We start from the raw sequence: 16,943 nt of genomic DNA on the forward strand, positions 1-16,943 counted from the left end.
CCCGATACCGCGAGATGACCTGGCTGCTGGACCTCACTCCCGACGAATGGAATGCGGTCCGGCTGTCGATCAAGGTGGCGACGGCCGCGATGCTCGCCAGCCTGCCGCCGGGCATAGCGATCGCGCTGCTGCTTGCCCGGGGGGAATTCTGGGGCAAGACACTGCTCAACGGGCTGGTGCATCTGCCGCTGATCCTGCCCCCCGTGGTGACCGGTTATCTCTTGCTTTTGACTTTCGGCAGGCGCGGCCCGGCCGGCGCATTCCTCGCCGAACATTTCGGCATCGTCTTCTCGTTTCGCTGGACGGGTGCGGCGCTCGCATGCGGCGTCATGGGCTTCCCCCTGATGGTGCGCGCGATCCGGCTGTCGATCGAGGCGGTGGACCGAAAGATGGAGGCGGCCGCGGGAACGCTCGGAGCCAACCCTTTGTGGGTGTTCGGCACCATTACGCTGCCGCTGATCCTGCCCGGGCTGATCGCCGGCGCCATTCTGGCCTTCGCCAAGGCGATGGGCGAGTTCGGCGCGACGATCACTTTCGTCTCCAACATTCCTGGCGAGACGCAGACGCTGCCGACGGCGATCTACACCTTTACCCAGGTGCCGGGCGGCGATGAAGGGGCGCTGCGGCTGACGCTGATTTCCATCGTCATCTCGATGGCGGCACTGGTCGCCTCGGAAGTGCTGGCGCGGCGGGTCGGGCGGCGGATGGACATCGAATGAGCGTCCGTGTCGACATTAGCCACCGGCTTGGCGATTTCGCCATCGACGCCCACTTCGAGAGCGCCGGACGGCTGACGGCGCTGTTCGGGCCGTCGGGTTCCGGCAAGACGACGCTGATCAACATGATCGCGGGACTGATCCGGCCGGACAAGGGACGCATCGAGGTCGACGGCCGGGTGCTTGTCGACACCGGTGCCGGCATTTTCGTGCCAAGGCACAAGCGCCGCATCGGCATGGTGTTCCAGGATGCGCGCCTGTTTCCGCATATGAGCGTGAAGAGCAATCTGCACTACGGCCGTTGGTTCACGCCGGCGGCGGAACGCTACGCGGACATGGACAGTGTTGTCGAACTGCTCGGCATCGGCCCGTTGCTCGGGCGGCGACCGGCAAAGCTCTCGGGCGGCGAGAAACAGCGCGTGGCGATCGGCAGGGCATTGCTTGCCAGCCCGAGGCTACTGCTCATGGACGAGCCGCTGGCCTCGCTCGACGAAGCGCGCAAGGCTGAGATCCTGCCCTATATCGAACGGCTGCGCGACGAAACGAAGATCCCGATCGTCTATGTCAGCCATTCGGTTGCCGAGGTGGCGCGGCTGGCCAGCGACGTGGTGATGCTGGCGCACGGCAAGGTCACCGCCGGCGGCCCGACCGAGGCTGTCATGCGAAGGCTCGACCTGTTGCCAGCCGAAGAGCGCGGCGAGGGTGGCGCCGTGCTGGACACCACGGTGCTGCGCCACGACGAGACTTTCGGCATGACCGTGCTCGGCTCGGCCGCCGGCGAGATCCGCGTCCCGCGCCTTGCAATGAAGCCCGGGGCTCCCGTGCGTGTCCGCATTCGCGCTCGCGACGTGATGATCGCGACGGAGAAACCGACCGGCCTCAGCGCGCTCAACATCCTGCCCGGCACGGTCGTCGCGATCAGCCCGGGCGAGGGCCCAGCGGTCGAAGTCGGCATCGACTGCAACGGCGCAACCGTGCTGGCCCGCATCACGGAACAGTCGCGGCAGGTGCTTGAGCTGCGGCTCGGCGGCAACGTCTTTGCGGTGGTGAAGACCGTGAGCTTCGACCGGGCGAACACCGGCGCCGGCTTGCCGCTCGTGGTCGACGGCTGACAGCAGCGGTGATCGCCGCTATATTGTTTTGGAATAACGGTCGCCTAAGCTGAAGCGATCGCGGAGGAGCAAAGATGCCGTCGCTGAGCTTGCGGATAAATCTCGATCCGGACGGACGGATAGGCCCTGGCAAGGTCGAGCTTCTGGAGCACATCGCCACCTTCGGTTCGATCTCGGCAGCCGCGCGCGGCATGGAGATGTCCTACAAGCACGCCTGGGATCTGGTCGAGGACATGAACCGGGTGTTCGGCAAGCCGCTGGTCTCGGCGCAAACCGGAGGCCACAAGGGCGGCGGCGCGCAACTGACGACGGTCGGCCTGGCGGTGGTCAGCCGTTTTCGCGCCATCGAGCGCGCGGCGACCGCCGCGGCAGCGACTCATATGGATGCGTTGCAGGCGGAGATTGAAGCGGGGTAGGGGAGTAAGGGAATAGGCAGTAGGCAGTAGGGCACCTAGTCCAATTTCTGGCCGGCAGAGATCTTTGTTCCGAATCATATCTGACGCGCGTCTAGTGTTCTTCCCTACTGCCTACTGCCTATTCTTCCGGCTTCCGCAGCAAATACGTATCCATGATCCAGCCTTTTTCCCGGCGGGCTTCGTCGCGGCGCTTTTCGATCTCGGTGCCGACATCGCCGAGGCGGCCGGAGATGATGATCTCGTCCGGCGTGCCGAGATAGGCGCCCCATTGGATGAAAAGGTTCTTGTCCGCGAGCGTGTTGAAGGCGCATTTGCCGTCGAGCATGACGACGGCGCTGCCGGCATTGTCCGGCATGCCTTCCTCGGCCAGGCGGCGGCCGGTGGTGATCAGCACGGGATCGCCGATGCGGTTCAGCGCCGTCTTGTGGCTGGCGGCCAGCGCCTGGATGGCCGTTATGCCGGGGATGACTTCCAGGTCGAAGGCAACATTGCCCCTCAGGCGCACGCGCTCGAGGATGCGCAAGGCGCTGTCGTAGAGCGAGGGATCACCCCAGATCAGGAAGGCGCCGCAACCATCGGCGGCAATCTCGTCGCGGATCAGTCCCTCGTAGATGGCGGCGATGGCTTCGTGCCAGTCGTCGACGGTCGAGCGATAGGAAGACGTTGGTTCGGCGCGCACCGGCACGTCGAACCCGACCCGGCGTGAGGTCGGGTTGGTGACGAAGCGGTCGCAGATTTCGCGCCGCAGGTTGGCTAGGTCGGTCTTGTCGGCGCCCTTGTCGGGAATAAACAGGACGTCCGCCCGGTTCAGGCCTGATATGGCCTGGACGGTCATGTGGTCGGGATTGCCGGCGCCGATGCCGATGACGAGAAGCTTGCGCATGGCGCGAAGTCCTGCCCGATCGTAACCTGTTAGTCCAGACCGCATGCGTGTCCAGACCGCACGCGTGTCCAGACCGCATGCGTGAACACTGACGCGGAAGGACTTTGAAACGCCGCGTTGAAACGGCTAGGGTCCCGCGGGCATTCTCGCCGAGGAGGCTTTCATGCTGCGATATGTCCTGACCACCGTGCTGGCCCTGTCGGCGGCGCCTGCAATCGCCAATGATTCGGTTGCCGAGCTTGGCACCGGCGGCCTGATCCTGTCGCGCAGCGATGCCGTGGCGATGCAAAGCGAGGATCTTTTCATCTCGCCCGAAAAGGTGACGGTGGACTACGTCTTCCACAACAACACCGACAAGGATGTCGAGGCGATCGTCGCCTTCCCGATGCCTGACATTTCGGGCGATCCCGAAGAGATGCCGGCGATCCCCGAAAACCAGAGCGATAATTTCCTCGGCTTCGAGGTGACGATCGACGGCGCGCCGGCAAAGCCGCAACTCGAGCAGAAGGTGTTCGCGCTCGGCATCGATATCAGCGCCGATTTGAAGGCGCAAAACGTGCCCTTCAATCCCTTCGGCGACGCCGCCAAGGCGACGCTCGCGAAACTGCCGCAAACGGTGGCTGACGACTGGGTCGACCGCGGCATCATCATCGAGGATCCGGAAACCGAGAGTGGGCAAAAACCCGGCTATGCGCCGTTCTGGCAATTGCGCTCGACCTATTGGTGGCGCTCGACTTTTCCGGCCAACAAGGACGTTCACGTCTCGCACCGCTACAAGCCGAGTGTCGGCGGCACGTCGTCGGTGAGCTTTTTCAATGAGGGCCAGTTCCAGGGCTCATACGCAGCCTACAAGACCCGCTACTGCATGGACGACACCTTCGAGAATGCGGTGCGCAAGGCGGCGAAGGCCAATCCGGACGGTTATCCCAAATTCTACGAAAGCCGCATCGCCTATATCCTGACCACCGGCGGCAACTGGGCGGCGGGCACCATCGGCAAGTTCAAGCTGACCGTCGACAAGGGCAATCCAAAAGCCCTGGTCTCGTTCTGCGGCGACAACGTCAAAAAGGTCGGGCCGACGAGTTTCGAGATGACGGCGCACGATTTCTATCCCGAGCACGATATCGACATCCTCCTGCTCGAACCATCTGACAGCAATGGCGGGGACGCAAACTGATGCATGTCGCGATCTATGTCGCCATTGCCGAGAACGGCGTGATCGGGCGGGACGGCGGGTTGCCCTGGCGGCTCTCCACCGACCTCAAGCGCTTCAAGGCCGATACGATGGGCAAGCCCATCATCATGGGCCGCAAAACCTATGAAGGCATCGGCCGGCCCCTGGCGGGCAGGCTGAACATCGTCGTTACGCGCGACAAGGCCTGGCGCGCCGAGGGCGTCGAGGTGGCGCATACTCTGGAAGCCGCGATCCAACTGGCCACCGTGCGCGGACGCTGCATGACAGGCGTCGACGAGGTCTGCATCATCGGCGGCGGCGAGATCTATGCCCAGGCGCTGCCGCTGGCTGACCGTCTGCACGTCACCCATGTGCTGGCCGCCGTCGATGGCGATGCGCATTTCCCGCCGATCGACCCTGATACATGGCACGTGGTCGGTTCGCAGGAGGTCCCATCAGGAGAAAAGGACAGCCACGCGACTCGCTATACGGTTTACGAGCGCCGCCGCGAGATGGTTTGAAGGCAAAAACGCGATTGTAGGACGACAAAGGGTCGCTACCGGCCCAAAACGGATGAAGTCGACGGGCATCGCGTTGAAAGCGTGCCGTGGCGTCCCTATAGAAGAACGACACTGGATTTGCGCCGTCACCGCGGCGCTTGAGGGAATTCCAAGCGAAAGGACATTCATGCCCTGGAACGACAAAGGTGGCGGAGGCGGCGGCCCGTGGGGTGGCGGCGGCAACAATCAGGGACCCTGGGGGCAGGGACCCAAGGGGCCGAGCGGCCCGCAGGGGTCGCCTCCCGACCTCGAAGACATCATTCGCCGTGGCCAGGATCGGCTGAGGCGCGTGCTGCCCGGCGGCGGTGGCGCCAGTCCGGCCGTGTTCGGGCTGATCGCCGCGGTGCTGGTCGTTTTGTGGGCCTTCCAGGCGGTCTATACCGTGCAGCCCGACGAGGTCGCGGTCGAACTGCGCTTCGGCAAGCCGAAGGCCCAGCTTTCCCAGCCAGGCCTGCACTTCCACTGGTGGCCGCTCGAGACCGTCGAGACGGCCAAGATTTCAGAGCAGCTCGTAGACATTGGCGGTGGCAATACCAGCGGCAACGGCCTGATGCTTTCGGGCGACCAGAACATCGTCAATGTACAGTTTTCGGTTGCCTATCAGGTCTCCGATCCCCGCGCTTACCTGTTCGATGTCTCCGACCCGGACGGCATGCTGAGGCAGGTTGCCGAAAGCGCCATGCGCGAAGCCGTCGGCCGCCGGCCGGCGCAGGACATTTTCCGCGACGACCGCCAGGGCATTGCCGCCTCGGTGCGCGAGATCATCCAGACGACGCTGGACGGCTACAAGGCCGGCCTACAGGTCAATGCCGTCTCCATCGAGGATGCGGCACCGCCACGCGAGGTTGCGGACGCGTTCGACGAGGTGCAGCGCGCCGAGCAGGACGAGGACAAGTTCGTCGAGCAGGCCAATCAGTATTCCAACCAGAAGCTCGGCCAGGCGCGTGGCGAGGCGGCCCAGGTCCGCGAAGACGCGGCCGCCTACAAGAACCGTGTGGTGCAGGAAGCCGAAGGTGAGGCCCAGCGCTTCATCTCGGTCTATGACGAATATGTCAAAGCCCCCGATGTCACGCGCAAACGCCTTTATCTGGAAACCATGGAGAGGGTTCTGAAGGACTCGAGCAAGGTCATCGTCGAACAGGGCAACGGACAAGGTGTCGTGCCTTATCTGCCGCTGCCCGCATTGCAGCCGAAACCGCCGGCGCCTGCTGCGCCCGCTGCGAAAACGGGAGGTACCCAGTGATGGCCAACCGTCTTCCCATCTTCGTCGTCGTAGTCGCGGTCATCCTGTTCCTGATCTATTCCTCGGTCTTCGTGGTCAATGCGCGCCAGCAGGCGCTGGTGCTGCGCTTCGGCGAGATCGTCGACGTCAAGACCGAACCCGGCATCTACTTCAAGGCGCCGTTCTCGTTCTTCGACGCCGACACGGTGCAACTGATCGAGAACAGGGTGCTGCGCTTCGATCTCGACAACATCCGCGTCCAGGTGTCGGGCGGCAAGTTCTACGAGGTCGATGCCTTCATCGCCTACCGCATCTCGGATCCGCGCGTCTTCCGTGCGGCGGTGTCCGGTCAGATCGAACTGGCTGAAGCGCGGCTCAGGACGCGTCTCGACGCTGCCTTGCGCCGCGTCTACGGCCTGCGCGATTTCGAGGCCGCGCTCTCCGAAGAGCGTGCCGTGATGATGCGCGAAGTTCGCGATCAGCTCAGGCCCGACGCCACGTCGCTCGGCTTGCAGATCGAGGACGTCCGCATCCGCCGCACCGATCTGACGGCCGAAGTCTCGCAGCAGACCTACGACCGCATGAAGGCGGAACGCCTGGCGGAGGCTGCGCGGCTGAGGGCACGCGGCAACGAAGCGGCACAGCGCATCACCGCGCGCGCCGATCGTGAAGTGGTCGAGATCGTTGCCGAAGCGCGGAAGGAGTCCGAGATCCTGCGCGGCGAGGGCGAAGCCCAGCGCAGCGCCACCTTCGCGGGAGCCTATCAGCGTGATCCGGCCTTCTTCGACTTCTACCGGTCGATGAACGCCTATGGCACCGCGCTGGATAACACCGGGACGACGATGGTGCTGTCGCCGAGCTCGGAGTTCTTCCGCTTCTTCCGCGATCCCGACGGCAAGGAAGGGCCGGCGAAGCCGCCGGCCCCCGCCGCGCCAGCTGCGGCACCTGCTGCGCCGACGACGGCACCTGCCGCGCCGACGACACAACCCAGCACCGGCCAGTAAAGGCCGGTGCAGGATTTCTTCGCGGCGATAGGCCTGGTCCTCGTCATAGAGGGCCTGGTCTACGGCGGCTTCCCCGGCTTTGCGAGGAAACTCGCGGGCGAAGTGCTGTCGATGCCGGAGAATGCACTGCGGATTGGCGGGCTGGTGGCGATCGCCATCGGTGTCGGCGTCGTCTGGCTGATCCGAGGCGGGTAGAGGCGGGCGGTTTGCGGAATAACGCTCGATTTACACTCTGCCGATAGCCATAGCCGCAAACGTGCCGTATTTCTTGCCATCATGGCGCAACACGGCGTTTTCGTCGAAGCGCTTTTCTCTTTCAGAAATGCCGGGAGGCTTCTCGATGACATCCAACACCCTTTTGCGCGCCGCTCGACGGACGTTGGTCGCCGGCGCGGCAGCGCTTGTCCTGGGCACCGCCGCCGTTCCGTCCTTCGTGACGCCGACATTCGCCGCCGATGGACCTGCCTCGGTGGCCGACCTGGCAGAAGGCGTGCTCGGCGCGGTGGTCAACATCTCGACCTCGCAGACGGTGAAGGGCACCGAAGGTCCGGGCGCCGTGCCGATGCCGCAGCTGCCCGAAGGCTCGCCGTTCCAGGATTTCTTCGATGACTTCTTCAAGAACCGCGGCGGCAACAAGGACAATGGGTCGCAGAAGGTGCAATCGCTCGGTTCGGGTTTCGTCATCGACGCCGAGCAAGGGATCGTCGTCACCAACAACCACGTGATCGCCGATGCCGACGACATCGAGGTCAATTTTTCCGATGGCGTGACCTTGAAGGCTACCCTGGTCGGCACCGACACCAAGACCGACGTCGCGGTGCTGAAAGTCGATCCGAAAGGCCACAAGCTGACGGCGGTGAAATTCGGCGATTCCACCAAGATGCGCGTCGGCGACTGGGTGATGGCGGTCGGCAATCCGTTCGGCCTCGGCGGCACGGTCACGGTCGGCATCGTCTCGGCGCGCAACCGCGACATCAATTCCGGTCCCTATGACGATTTCATCCAGACCGACGCGGCGATCAACCGCGGCAATTCGGGCGGACCGCTGTTCAACAGCGCCGGCGAGGTCATCGGCATGAACACCGCGATCATTTCGCCGTCCGGCGGCTCGATCGGCATCGGTTTCTCCATTCCCTCGCAACTCGCCGCGGGCGTCGTCGAGCAGTTGCGCCAATATGGCGAGACGCGGCGCGGCTGGCTCGGCGTGCGTATCCAGCCGGTGACGGACGACATCGCGGAAAGCCTCGGCATGACGACCGCCAAGGGCGCGCTGGTGGCCGGCGTCATCAAGGGCGGGCCTGTCGACAACGGCACTATCCAGGCCGGCGACGTCATCATCAAGTTCGACGGCAAGGACATCCATGAAATGCGCGACCTGCCGCGCGTCGTCGCTGAAAGCCCCGTCGGCAAGGCCGTCGATGTGCTGATCGTGCGCAAGGGCGTCGAGCAGACGGTGAAGGTGACTCTCGGGCGGCTCGAGGATGGCGAGAAGCTCGCCAGCGGCGAGAATGGCAACACCGACCAGAACAAGGGCGGCGACAAGGCTCCGGCCGTCTCGACTGCCGCGGTGCTCGGCATGACGGTCGGCGAACTCAACGACGAGACGCGCAAGAAGTTCAGCATCGCCGGCGATGTCTCCGGCGTCGTCATCACCGATGTTGCCAAGGACTCCGCCGCCGCCGAACGCGGTATCCAGCCGGGCGAAGTGATCACCGAGATCGCGCAGGAATCGGTCGCCACGCCCAAGGACGTCATGGACCGGATTGGCGCCCTGAAGGAGCAGGGGCGCAAGAACGCGTTGCTGATGCTGGCTTCGAAGACCGGTGAGCTCCGATTCGTGACGATCCGGATGGATTGATCCGGTAGGGCCTGCAAAAATCTGATTTTGATGGAAGGGGCGGTTAGAGAGCCGCCCTTTTTCTCGCCTGCCAATCCTGGCGAGACAGCCGGTAGAACACATGCCGCTTGAGCGCGGGGTGGCTGTCGGGAATGTCGGGATGGTCGAAGTCGCTGGCCGGCTCGGCGCTCATGCCGAGGCGTTTCATGACGGCGGTGGAGCGATGATTGTCGGCCACGGCGAAGGAGACGATCTCGTTGACGCCCAGCGTCTCGAAGCCGTAGGCGAGCCAGGCCTCCGCCGCCTCGGTGACGTAGCCCTTGCCCCAGTATTCCGGTGCCAGCCGCCAGCCGATCTCGATCGTGCCGGCCGGCAGGGAGGGCACATGATCGGTTTCGAGGAGGCCGACGAAGCCGATGCACTCGCCGGTGGCCGCGACCTCGGCGGCGGCAAAACCATAGCCGTCCTCGGCGATCCAGGATCGGAACTCATCCATCTTGGCGTCGGCGGTGGCACGGTCGCGGCGGAACGGGAAGAACTCCATCACGCGTTCATCGGAATTGATGCGGTGAAAGAGTTCGCGGTCGCGATCCTCCCAATTGCGCAGGATCAGGCGTTCGGTACGGATTGGTTTCATTGCACGAATTCTTCCTTCCTGTAGCCCTGCAGATAGAGCAGCGCGGTTAGGTCGGCATGGTCGATCCGGACTTTTGCCTGCGCCGCGACGCTAGGCTTGGCATGGAGCGCGACACCGGTGCCGGCCAGGCGGATCATGTCGAGATCGTTGGCGCCGTCGCCGACGGCGATGGCATCGGCCGGCGTCAGGCCAAGGCGCGCACAGATTTCGAGCAGCGCCTCGGCCTTGGCGGCGCGGCCGAGGATCGGCTCGCCGACCAGCCCGGTGAAGCGTCCATCCTGGTCGAGCAGGCTGTTGGCGCGGTTTTCCTGAAAGCCAAGCATCGCAGCGATGCGCGTGGTGAACACCTCGAAGCCGCCCGAGACGAGCGCCGTCCAGGCGCCGTTGGCGCGCATGGTCTGGACCAGCGCGCGGCCGCCCGAAGCCAGCGTCAGCCGATTGGCGACGATATGCTCGACCACGGCGGCATCGAGACCCTTGAGCAGTGCCACGCGCTCGCGCAGCGCCGGCTCGAAGGCGATCTCGCCATTCATCGATCGCGCGGTGATGGCGGCCACGTGATCCTTGACGCCGATCTCGTCGGCCAGTTCGTCGATGCACTCCTGGTCGATCATGGTCGAATCCATGTCGGCGAGAAGGATTTTCTTGCGACGTGTTTCGGCCTGCTGGACGATCACGTCGATGGGCTCGACGGCCAATGCGGCACGAAGGTTTGCAATCGTTTCATCAGCCTGCGCCACTGGCGGCAAGGCAAGATCGCAGGCAATCCCCTCGGCCAGCCAGATGACAGCGCTTGCGCCCACCGACCGTGAGGCCATATTCGCAAGCGACGGCGACAGAGTGCGGTCAGCGGGATGGGAAACAAGCGTGGCAATGAGCGGCATCGAGAATTCCGGGACGGATGCGGGCAAAGGCCGCGTGAAGAACGCGATCCTGATAGCCGGGCCAACCGCCAGCGGCAAGTCGGCGCTGGCGCTCGAACTGGCCGAACGCACAGGCGGCGTCATCGTCAACACCGATTCCATGCAGGGCTATTCGGTTCTCGACGTTCTGACCGCCCGGCCGGAGGCGACCGAGCTCGCACGAGCGCCGCATTTTCTCTACGGGCATGTGCATCCCAGCTCCGCCTACTCGACCGGTGCCTGGCTGCGCGACGTGCTGAAACTCATCGATGACGGCACGTTCTTCGAACGGCCTGACGAAGCGTTCTCGCGGCGGCCAATCTTCGTCGGCGGCACAGGCCTTTATTTTCGCGCGCTGGCCGAGGGCATTTCGGAAATACCTGATATCCCGCAGCGGATACGCGACCGCTGGCGCTATGAATTGAAGGAGCACGGCGCGGTCAAATTGCATGGCATCCTGCTGCACGAGGATTCGAAAGCCGCCATGCTGTTGAAGCCGACCGACAGCCAGCGCATCGTGCGGGCGCTCGAGGTGCTCGACGCGTCCGGCCGGTCGATCCTCGAATGGCAGGCCGAGCGCGGCCGGCCGCTGATCGACAGGCAGAGCGCGCATTTCCTGGTCATCGAGCCGGATCGGGCTGCGCTGGTCGACCGCATCGAAAGACGTTTCGACCGGATGCTGGACAAGGGCGCGCTGGAGGAAGTCAAGCAGCTTGCGGCCCTTCATCTGGATCCAGACCTGCCGGCGATGAAGGCGATCGGGGTTCGCGAGCTGCAGGCCGCAATGGCAGGGCAATCGAGCTTTCCCGAGGCGATCGAGCGCGCCAAGATCGCGACCAGGCAGTATGCCAAACGGCAGGCGACCTGGTTTCGACATCAGCTGGGGCCGGAATGGCGAAGATTGCGCCCCGATGACAATTTCGAAACCACGATCCAAACACTTGTTGCTAATGCAACTTGAAAAGTTGATCTTGAGGGCAAGGTTCCCGCCGAAGTTGCCGGAATTAACGCTCCGTAAGCCGGTCCATGCCATAAGGTCCTGGGGTACTTTTCCATCGGGGAGCAGATGCGTTTCCACAAGGCGGAATCCGCTTTCTTCGTCTTCATCTTCGTGATCCTGGCTGCCGGCCTGGTGACGCTGCACTCCTATGGGCTCTTGCAATCCTTTGCCCCGGAACTCCATACGCAGTCGGGCCTGGACAAGGTCATCTACCTCAACAAGCTGTTGTTCGCGACGGGCGTGCTGCTTGCGACCGCGCTGTTTTTCGGCGTCTTCTTCATCTACCCGCTGATCCGCAAACAGGCGACGGAAGAAGGCAAACTTCGCGCCATGACGGTTTCGCTCAGCGCCCGCTCCGAAACGCTCGAGCACGCCGCCCTGACCGATGGCCTGACCGGCATGCAGAACCGACGCTATTTCGATGACGCGCTGAAGGAATATCTCGAGGAGTTCCGCCGCATCGAAAAGCCGGTCGGGCTGATGATCCTCGATCTCGACCATTTCAAGCAGGTCAACGACACGCATGGCCACGATGTCGGCGACGAGGTGCTCAGGGCGGTCGCCAGTTGCCTCAAGGACATGACACGCTATCACGACGTCGTGGCGCGCCTGGGCGGTGAGGAGTTCGCCGTTGTCACGCCCAATATGGAGGCGGACCTTCTGGCCAAATTCGCCGAGCGCATCCGCAAGGCGATCGCCAACATGTCGATCCTCTCCGGCAACAATGTCCGGCTCAAGATCACGACCAGCGTCGGGCTTGCCGTCTGGGACCGCAAGGAAACGGCGGAGGAGTTCTATCGCCGCGCCGACCGCCAGCTCTACGAAGCCAAGAGGCAAGGCCGCAATCGCGTCTGCGCCTGAAATCCCGTCACTAAATTCGTGATGCTGGCCGCTTGATGCCGACTTCTGCGCTTCCGGTGCTCACGGACCAAACGTCCGCTCCGCTCCGGTTCTCGAAGTCGACACCAATCGACTCAGCCTGACGAATTTCCTGACGGGATTTACCCAAGCTGTCCAACGAAGCAGAAACCACGGAAATTTGACGCGAAAGCAGCGGTTAAGCTCAATCGTTCTGCGGGCGCAGGCCGAAGGTGGCGGGTTTGAGGCCGTAGCGCGTGTCGAAATCTTCGTCCGACTGCACGCGGGCCGCCGATGACGGTTTGCGGTAGTCGGGGTCGCCGGCCTGCCGGCCGGAATCGACCACCTCGGCGAAGGCCATCGCCTGGCTCTGCGGTTTCGGCACGTTGCGCAGCCGCTCGACGATCGCCACCAGATCGACCTCGCCGGCTTTCGACGTCACTTCTTCGTCGCGCTTGGCCGTGCCGGGAAGCAGGTGAGCGGGCAGTCTTTCGAATTTCAGCCGCATGGTCGTCGCCACGCCTTCGCCAAAGGCGATTGCTTCGCGCTGGCCCATGGAGGACAGGAACGCGAGCGTGGAGGCGGACGAATCGGCTATTGCCGAGCGGATGATCGCCTGGTCCTGCTCGTTGGCGAGCCGCATGGCGAAGAAGGTCGAGCATTGCGACAGGATGGTCGGGTCGAGCTCGCCGGGGCGCTGGGTGACGACGCCGAGATAGCAGCCATATTTGCGGCCTTCCTTGGCGATGCGCGACAGCGCATGCCGGGTCGGCGCGAAGCCGAGACGCGCATCGGCCGGCATGTAGCGGTGCGCTTCCTCGCATAAAAACAGGAGTTGCAGCTTGCCTTCGCTCCACAGAGCGAGGTCGAAGGCCAGGCGCGCCAGCACCGAACAGACGGAGTTGACCACTTCCGAAGGCATGCCGGCCATCTCGAAGCAGGTTACCGGGCGACCATGATGCGGCACGCGGAAGATGTTGCCGATCGTCTCGTGGATGGTGTCCTCGATGAGGCGCGAATTGAACATGAAGCGGTAGCGCGGATCGGCAGCCGCGGATTCGATGCGCGTCTTCAACGATTTTAGCGTCGGGCGATCGTTCTTGCTTTCGAGCAAGCCCATGCGCTCGTCGATCTGCTTGAGCAGGTCGGCGATGCGATAAGGCACCGGCGTATCGGCGGTCAGCGCATCGCTGCCGCGCCTGAGGTAGGCGCCGGAATTGGGGTTGCGATAGAGGTTTTTGGCCATCGGAACGAGGTCGCGAAGAGCGTCGATCTCTTCCGGCACCGTTTCGCGTCCGCGAAACAGCACCTCGGCGAATTCCTCCAGCGTGAACATCCAGAACGGCAGGTCGAGTGTCTTGGAATCGACCCTGACGCAATATTCGGGTAGCGAGGCCGCGAATTCGTTGTGCGGATCGAGGATCAGGATGCGCAGGTCGGGTCGCGCCGCGATCGACTTGCGCAGCAGCAGCGACACGGCGGTCGACTTGCCGACGCCGGTCGTGCCGACAATGGCGAAATGGCGCGCCAGCGTGTCGTCGATCGCGATGTTGGCGGCGATGGCCTCGTCCTGCGCCAGCGAGCCGATGGTAAGGGAATGGCGGCCGGCCAGGTCATAGACTGCCTGCAGGTCGCGGGTGCGGATGCGGTGCGCGACGGCGCCGATATGCGGATAGCTGGTGATGCCGCGGTCGAAGATCGGCTTGGCGCCGGGCTCGGCGCCGTCGCGCACTTCGCCGATCAGCTCGATGCTGACCTCGATGGCGTTCTGGCCCTCATTGCTCCAGGCGCGATCCGACTTGCCGATCGCATAGACCAGGCCAACGGTGCGCGTGGTGCCCAGATTGATGGAGATCATCTTGCCGACCGTCCACAGGCCGGTGACCGCGCCGTCGACATCCTCGGCATAGGCACTGATGGTGGCGCGCGCGCCGTCGCATTGCACGACGTTGCCCAGGATGCGCCGGTCGTTCTGCTCTGCGTTGCGGCGCTCCTGCGATGTCGGTTCTCCGACGGAAGCCTCGCGTTCGACATACATGGACAGGCCAATCCCCATTTCCCTGGAGACCGGACCCTACAGGATCGGGGGTTAAGGTCGGATGAGGTCGGATGGTGTAGAGAGGATTAAGGTCCGGGTGAAAATTATCGTGAGATGGCTCTTCACTCGGGTTCCTGTTTCGCTATAATGGACGAATGGATGATATAGCGAACGATATTTCCACGACCATCGGCAGGCGCATTCACGCCGAGAGAATCATGCGGGATTGGTCGCTGGCCGAACTCGCCGAGAGGTCCGGCGTTTCCAAGGCGATGCTGAGCACGATCGAGCGCGGCATGACCAGCCCGACCGCCGCGCTTCTGGTGCGCATTGCGGCGGCCTTCGGCATGACGCTCTCGACCCTCATCGCGCGCGCGGAATTGCAAGGCGGCGGGCTGCTGCGCACGGCCGACCAGCCGGTGTGGCGCGACCCCGATACGGGCTATGTCAGGCGGCATCTGTCGCCGGCCTGCGACATGCCGCTCGAACTGATCAAGGTCCATCTGCCGGCAGGCGCGAAAGTCAGCTTGCCGGCGGCTTCCTACGCCTTCATCAAGCAACAGATCTGGCTGATTTCGGGAAAACTCGAATTCACCGAGGGGGATCAGGTGCACAGGCTCGAGCCCGGCGACTGCCTGGCACTTGGGGCGCCGTCGGATTGCACCTTCCATGCGCTGGAGCCGGGCGCCGACTATCTCGTCGCGCTGGTCAGGGGCTGACATCATGGCAAGACGGCCAAAGCGCTCCCACAATGGGGGGCCGCCCCTTGACGACCACAAGGGACCGCCATGGGGCAAGGGCGATCCTTACATCTTCCTGGCCTGGCAGGCGGCGCACGCCAAGGCATGGAAGGCGCCGAGCCGCGAAGTGATGCTGATGCGCATGGACAAGGCTGAACGGCTCGGCCTGACCTATGAGGAATACACGCTCGAAATCCTCGAGCGCGGTCGGCATCTCAGGGAAGAGGACACCGAACGCATCAGCGCCATCAAGGCCGCGCGCAAGCGGCGGCGTGTGCGCCATCTCGACTGACGCCAGCGCTGTCGATCCCGTCAATCGTTTCCAGAGGACCAGATATGAATGCCATAGAAATCGGGCCGTTGACCGCCAGCCAGGAAACACTCGCACTGCTGACGGATCTGCTGGTCGAAACGGTTGCCGCCGGCGGATCGGTCAGCTTCATGCATCCGCTGGCGCCGGAGGCGGCAAGGGCATTCTGGGAGACGTCGCTGGCCGCGGCGGCACGAGGGCAAAGAGTGGTGCTTGGGGCATCGGACGGTGGGACTCTGGTCGGCACCGTCACCTTGCTGCTCGACTGCCCGCCCAATCAGCCGCATCGGGCCGAGATCGCCAAGCTGATGACATCGGTCGAGCAGCGGGGCAAGGGTGTCGGGACACGCCTGATGCGGGCCGCCGAACGCCTCGCGGTGGAGAAGGGGCGCACGCTGCTGGTTCTGGATACGGGGACGGAGGAGGGTGCTTCAGGACTTTATGAGAAGCTCGGCTTCACCCTGGCCGGCGAGGTACCGGGTTATGCGCTGAAGCCGCATGGCGGGCTGACGGGCACGCTGATCTACTGGAAGCGTATCGGCACAGCATCGCGGTAGCGCCAGTCAGGTCTGGGCATTTCCGGCAAGGCGCTTCAGCAGCCAGTGGCGGAAATCCTGCTCGGCGCTGGTCAGATGCGCGGTCGACGGCCTGGTCAGAAAATGCCCCGACGTGCTGGGGAGCTCAAAATCGGAAAGCGGGACCAGCGCCCCACTGTCGAGCGCCGCGTCGATCAACGGGCGCGACCCCAGAAGCACGCCGGCACCGGCGCTCGCCGCCTCCATCGCGGCGACGAAACTGTCGAAGCGATGAGACCGCTGGGGATGGCCGGCCAATCCGGCCGCCGCGAACCATTCCGACCACATCTCGCGCGCGCCGGCCACGAGAAGCAGCGGCAGCGATGTCCAGTCGGCGGCCTTGGCCAAAGCCGGACTTGCCACCGGTACAAGCCGCTCGGCGGTCAGCCTCTCGGCCTCGCGTCCAGGAAAGGATCCATTGCCGAAACGAATGTCGAGCGCCGAGCCCGGCAGATCGTAGTCGGTCGGGCGGTGGATCGTCGCCAGATCGAGCTGGATACGCGGCAGCGCCTCGGCGAGATCGGGCAGCGCCGGAACCAATGCCAGCAAGGCAAACGAGATCGGCGCCCGGATCTGGACGGTCCGGACGGCGCGCGGTTCGAACAATTCCGTGGTGCTGCTGCCAATGGTGGCGAAGGCCGACTGGATGTGCGGCAGGTAGGCGGCGCCCTCGGGCGAGAGCGCGACCCCACGCGCCAGCCGCGAGAACAGCCGCGTCTTCAGCCGTTCCTCGAGCAGCCGGATATGCTGGCTGACGGCCGCCTGGGTCAGGCCGAGTTCGGCAGCCGCCGCGGTGAAATTCGACAGCCGTGCCGCGGCCTCGAAACTGCGCAGCCAGTCGAGTGGAGGCAGCGTGGGGATAAATCTCCGAGCCATTACGAGAATTCGGCCTTTGGCTAAAAAATGATAATTTGAGTTATGCCTGCGGTGCGCTCAACATGCAATCGAAGCCCAGGATC

At 64.1% G+C, this 16,943-nt stretch carries 20 protein-coding genes; 14 read left to right on the top strand and 6 right to left on the bottom strand.

What is annotated here, in order from left to right; genetic code table 11:
- The first annotated feature begins 14 nt into the window (after positions 1–14).
- From modB to LB536_RS12015, 3 genes are all read left to right on the top strand, one after another.
- Positions 15–719 (top strand): molybdate ABC transporter permease subunit, encoded by a 705-nt coding sequence (gene modB, locus LB536_RS12005; protein WP_140812599.1) that lies wholly within the window; start codon positions 15–17, stop codon positions 717–719.
- Positions 716–1,828, top strand: coding sequence for a molybdenum ABC transporter ATP-binding protein (gene modC / locus LB536_RS12010; protein ID WP_224592330.1), 1,113 nt, complete (start codon positions 716–718; stop codon positions 1,826–1,828). Before modB ends, modC begins: the two co-directional genes overlap by 4 nt.
- Positions 1,829–1,902: 74 nt before the next feature.
- Positions 1,903–2,244: a winged helix-turn-helix domain-containing protein gene (locus LB536_RS12015; RefSeq protein ID WP_140758104.1), complete on the top strand. Its 342-nt coding sequence runs from the start codon at positions 1,903–1,905 to the stop codon at positions 2,242–2,244.
- 118 nt (positions 2,245–2,362) lie between these two features.
- On the opposite strand, the gene cobF is transcribed toward LB536_RS12015, so the two are convergent.
- Positions 2,363–3,127 carry a precorrin-6A synthase (deacetylating) gene (gene cobF / locus LB536_RS12020; RefSeq protein WP_224592332.1) on the bottom strand — a complete coding sequence of 255 codons (765 nt, stop codon included), beginning with the start codon at positions 3,125–3,127 and terminating at the stop codon, positions 2,363–2,365.
- A 163-nt stretch (positions 3,128–3,290) separates the two neighbouring features.
- Here cobF and LB536_RS12025 point away from each other — a divergent pair, with 163 nt between their 5' ends.
- The 5 genes from LB536_RS12025 to LB536_RS12045 all read left to right on the top strand — a co-directional run bounded on the left by LB536_RS12025 (position 3,291) and on the right by LB536_RS12045 (position 7,282).
- Positions 3,291–4,304, top strand: coding sequence for a DUF4424 domain-containing protein (locus tag LB536_RS12025; RefSeq protein WP_224592334.1), 1,014 nt, complete (start codon positions 3,291–3,293; stop codon positions 4,302–4,304).
- Complete coding sequence (locus LB536_RS12030; protein WP_224592337.1) at positions 4,304–4,822, top strand: dihydrofolate reductase; 519 nt, start codon at positions 4,304–4,306, stop codon at positions 4,820–4,822. Before LB536_RS12025 ends, LB536_RS12030 begins: the two co-directional genes overlap by 1 nt.
- A gap of 166 nt (positions 4,823–4,988) precedes the next feature.
- A complete protein-coding gene (hflK, locus tag LB536_RS12035) occupies positions 4,989–6,104 on the top strand; it encodes an FtsH protease activity modulator HflK (RefSeq protein ID WP_140758100.1) in 1,116 nt (371 codons plus the stop codon).
- Entirely contained in the window at positions 6,104–7,087 is a 984-nt protein-coding gene (gene hflC, locus LB536_RS12040) for a protease modulator HflC (RefSeq protein WP_140758099.1), read from the top strand. Before hflK ends, hflC begins: the two co-directional genes overlap by 1 nt.
- 6 nt (positions 7,088–7,093) lie before the next feature.
- Entirely contained in the window at positions 7,094–7,282 is a 189-nt protein-coding gene (locus LB536_RS12045; RefSeq protein WP_140758098.1) for a DUF2065 domain-containing protein, read from the top strand.
- 30 nt (positions 7,283–7,312) lie between these two features.
- Here LB536_RS12045 and LB536_RS31080 read toward each other — a convergent pair whose 3' ends face one another.
- On the bottom strand, positions 7,313–7,438 hold the full coding sequence (locus tag LB536_RS31080; protein ID WP_263489008.1) for a hypothetical protein: 126 nt from the start codon (positions 7,436–7,438) through the stop codon (positions 7,313–7,315).
- On the opposite strand from LB536_RS31080, the gene LB536_RS12050 reads away from it, so the two are divergent.
- Complete coding sequence (locus tag LB536_RS12050; protein ID WP_140758097.1) at positions 7,428–8,945, top strand: DegQ family serine endoprotease; 1,518 nt, start codon at positions 7,428–7,430, stop codon at positions 8,943–8,945. The two genes, LB536_RS31080 and LB536_RS12050, sit on opposite strands and share 11 nt — an antisense overlap.
- 43 nt (positions 8,946–8,988) lie before the next feature.
- Here the strand turns inward: LB536_RS12050 and LB536_RS12055 are convergent, their stop codons facing one another.
- Both LB536_RS12055 and serB read right to left on the bottom strand, forming a co-directional pair.
- Positions 8,989–9,561: a GNAT family N-acetyltransferase gene (locus LB536_RS12055; protein WP_224592340.1), complete on the bottom strand. Its 573-nt coding sequence runs from the start codon at positions 9,559–9,561 to the stop codon at positions 8,989–8,991.
- Positions 9,558–10,445, bottom strand: a complete 888-nt coding sequence (serB, locus tag LB536_RS12060) for a phosphoserine phosphatase SerB (protein WP_224592343.1) — start codon at positions 10,443–10,445, stop codon at positions 9,558–9,560. Before serB ends, LB536_RS12055 begins: the two co-directional genes overlap by 4 nt.
- Between serB and miaA the strand changes: the two genes are divergently transcribed.
- The gene (gene miaA / locus LB536_RS12065; protein WP_224592357.1) at positions 10,435–11,424 is read left to right on the top strand and encodes a tRNA (adenosine(37)-N6)-dimethylallyltransferase MiaA; all 990 of its coding nucleotides are present in this window, start codon (positions 10,435–10,437) and stop codon (positions 11,422–11,424) included. The genes serB and miaA overlap by 11 nt on opposite strands.
- A gap of 105 nt (positions 11,425–11,529) precedes the next feature.
- Positions 11,530–12,324 (top strand): GGDEF domain-containing protein, encoded by a 795-nt coding sequence (locus LB536_RS12070; protein WP_140758093.1) that lies wholly within the window; start codon positions 11,530–11,532, stop codon positions 12,322–12,324.
- Between the two features lie 202 nt (positions 12,325–12,526).
- Here the strand turns inward: LB536_RS12070 and LB536_RS12075 are convergent, their stop codons facing one another.
- Positions 12,527–14,359 carry an ATP-binding protein gene (locus tag LB536_RS12075; protein WP_224592359.1) on the bottom strand — a complete coding sequence of 611 codons (1,833 nt, stop codon included), beginning with the start codon at positions 14,357–14,359 and terminating at the stop codon, positions 12,527–12,529.
- Between the two features lie 155 nt (positions 14,360–14,514).
- Between LB536_RS12075 and LB536_RS12080 the strand changes: the two genes are divergently transcribed.
- The 3 genes from LB536_RS12080 to LB536_RS12090 are packed head-to-tail and all read left to right on the top strand — an operon-like array spanning position 14,515 to position 15,966.
- Entirely contained in the window at positions 14,515–15,078 is a 564-nt protein-coding gene (locus LB536_RS12080) for a helix-turn-helix domain-containing protein (RefSeq protein ID WP_224592360.1), read from the top strand.
- A 4-nt stretch (positions 15,079–15,082) separates the two neighbouring features.
- Positions 15,083–15,391 carry a hypothetical protein gene (locus LB536_RS12085; RefSeq protein WP_224592362.1) on the top strand — a complete coding sequence of 103 codons (309 nt, stop codon included), beginning with the start codon at positions 15,083–15,085 and terminating at the stop codon, positions 15,389–15,391.
- A 44-nt stretch (positions 15,392–15,435) separates the two neighbouring features.
- Positions 15,436–15,966: a GNAT family N-acetyltransferase gene (locus tag LB536_RS12090; protein WP_224592364.1), complete on the top strand. Its 531-nt coding sequence runs from the start codon at positions 15,436–15,438 to the stop codon at positions 15,964–15,966.
- A gap of 6 nt (positions 15,967–15,972) precedes the next feature.
- Here LB536_RS12090 and LB536_RS12095 read toward each other — a convergent pair whose 3' ends face one another.
- Positions 15,973–16,860 carry a LysR substrate-binding domain-containing protein gene (locus LB536_RS12095; protein WP_224592367.1) on the bottom strand — a complete coding sequence of 296 codons (888 nt, stop codon included), beginning with the start codon at positions 16,858–16,860 and terminating at the stop codon, positions 15,973–15,975.
- Positions 16,861–16,943 lie beyond the last annotated feature (83 nt).

Source organism: Mesorhizobium sp. ES1-3 (genome assembly GCF_020164795.1).
In the GTDB taxonomy this organism is placed as follows: Bacteria; Pseudomonadota; Alphaproteobacteria; order Rhizobiales; family Rhizobiaceae; genus Mesorhizobium.

What these genes read in the sequence shown, in the direction of transcription:
- LB536_RS12080 (WP_224592360.1), top strand. Translation starts at nt 14,515, where the DNA reads ATGGATGATATAGCGAACGATATTTCCACGACCATCGGCAGGCGCATT.
- hflK (WP_140758100.1), top strand. Translation starts at nt 4,989, where the DNA reads ATGCCCTGGAACGACAAAGGTGGCGGAGGCGGCGGCCCGTGGGGTGGC.
- serB (WP_224592343.1), bottom strand. Translation starts at nt 10,445, where the DNA reads ATGCCGCTCATTGCCACGCTTGTTTCCCATCCCGCTGACCGCACTCTG.
- LB536_RS12095 (WP_224592367.1), bottom strand. Translation starts at nt 16,860, where the DNA reads ATGGCTCGGAGATTTATCCCCACGCTGCCTCCACTCGACTGGCTGCGC.
- modB (WP_140812599.1), top strand. Translation starts at nt 15, where the DNA reads ATGACCTGGCTGCTGGACCTCACTCCCGACGAATGGAATGCGGTCCGG.
- modC (WP_224592330.1), top strand. Translation starts at nt 716, where the DNA reads ATGAGCGTCCGTGTCGACATTAGCCACCGGCTTGGCGATTTCGCCATC.
- LB536_RS12070 (WP_140758093.1), top strand. Translation starts at nt 11,530, where the DNA reads ATGCGTTTCCACAAGGCGGAATCCGCTTTCTTCGTCTTCATCTTCGTG.
- LB536_RS12025 (WP_224592334.1), top strand. Translation starts at nt 3,291, where the DNA reads ATGCTGCGATATGTCCTGACCACCGTGCTGGCCCTGTCGGCGGCGCCT.
- LB536_RS12015 (WP_140758104.1), top strand. Translation starts at nt 1,903, where the DNA reads ATGCCGTCGCTGAGCTTGCGGATAAATCTCGATCCGGACGGACGGATA.
- LB536_RS12030 (WP_224592337.1), top strand. Translation starts at nt 4,304, where the DNA reads ATGCATGTCGCGATCTATGTCGCCATTGCCGAGAACGGCGTGATCGGG.
- LB536_RS12085 (WP_224592362.1), top strand. Translation starts at nt 15,083, where the DNA reads ATGGCAAGACGGCCAAAGCGCTCCCACAATGGGGGGCCGCCCCTTGAC.
- cobF (WP_224592332.1), bottom strand. Translation starts at nt 3,127, where the DNA reads ATGCGCAAGCTTCTCGTCATCGGCATCGGCGCCGGCAATCCCGACCAC.
- hflC (WP_140758099.1), top strand. Translation starts at nt 6,104, where the DNA reads ATGGCCAACCGTCTTCCCATCTTCGTCGTCGTAGTCGCGGTCATCCTG.
- LB536_RS12055 (WP_224592340.1), bottom strand. Translation starts at nt 9,561, where the DNA reads ATGAAACCAATCCGTACCGAACGCCTGATCCTGCGCAATTGGGAGGAT.
- LB536_RS12050 (WP_140758097.1), top strand. Translation starts at nt 7,428, where the DNA reads ATGACATCCAACACCCTTTTGCGCGCCGCTCGACGGACGTTGGTCGCC.
- miaA (WP_224592357.1), top strand. Translation starts at nt 10,435, where the DNA reads ATGAGCGGCATCGAGAATTCCGGGACGGATGCGGGCAAAGGCCGCGTG.
- LB536_RS12075 (WP_224592359.1), bottom strand. Translation starts at nt 14,359, where the DNA reads ATGTATGTCGAACGCGAGGCTTCCGTCGGAGAACCGACATCGCAGGAG.
- LB536_RS12090 (WP_224592364.1), top strand. Translation starts at nt 15,436, where the DNA reads ATGAATGCCATAGAAATCGGGCCGTTGACCGCCAGCCAGGAAACACTC.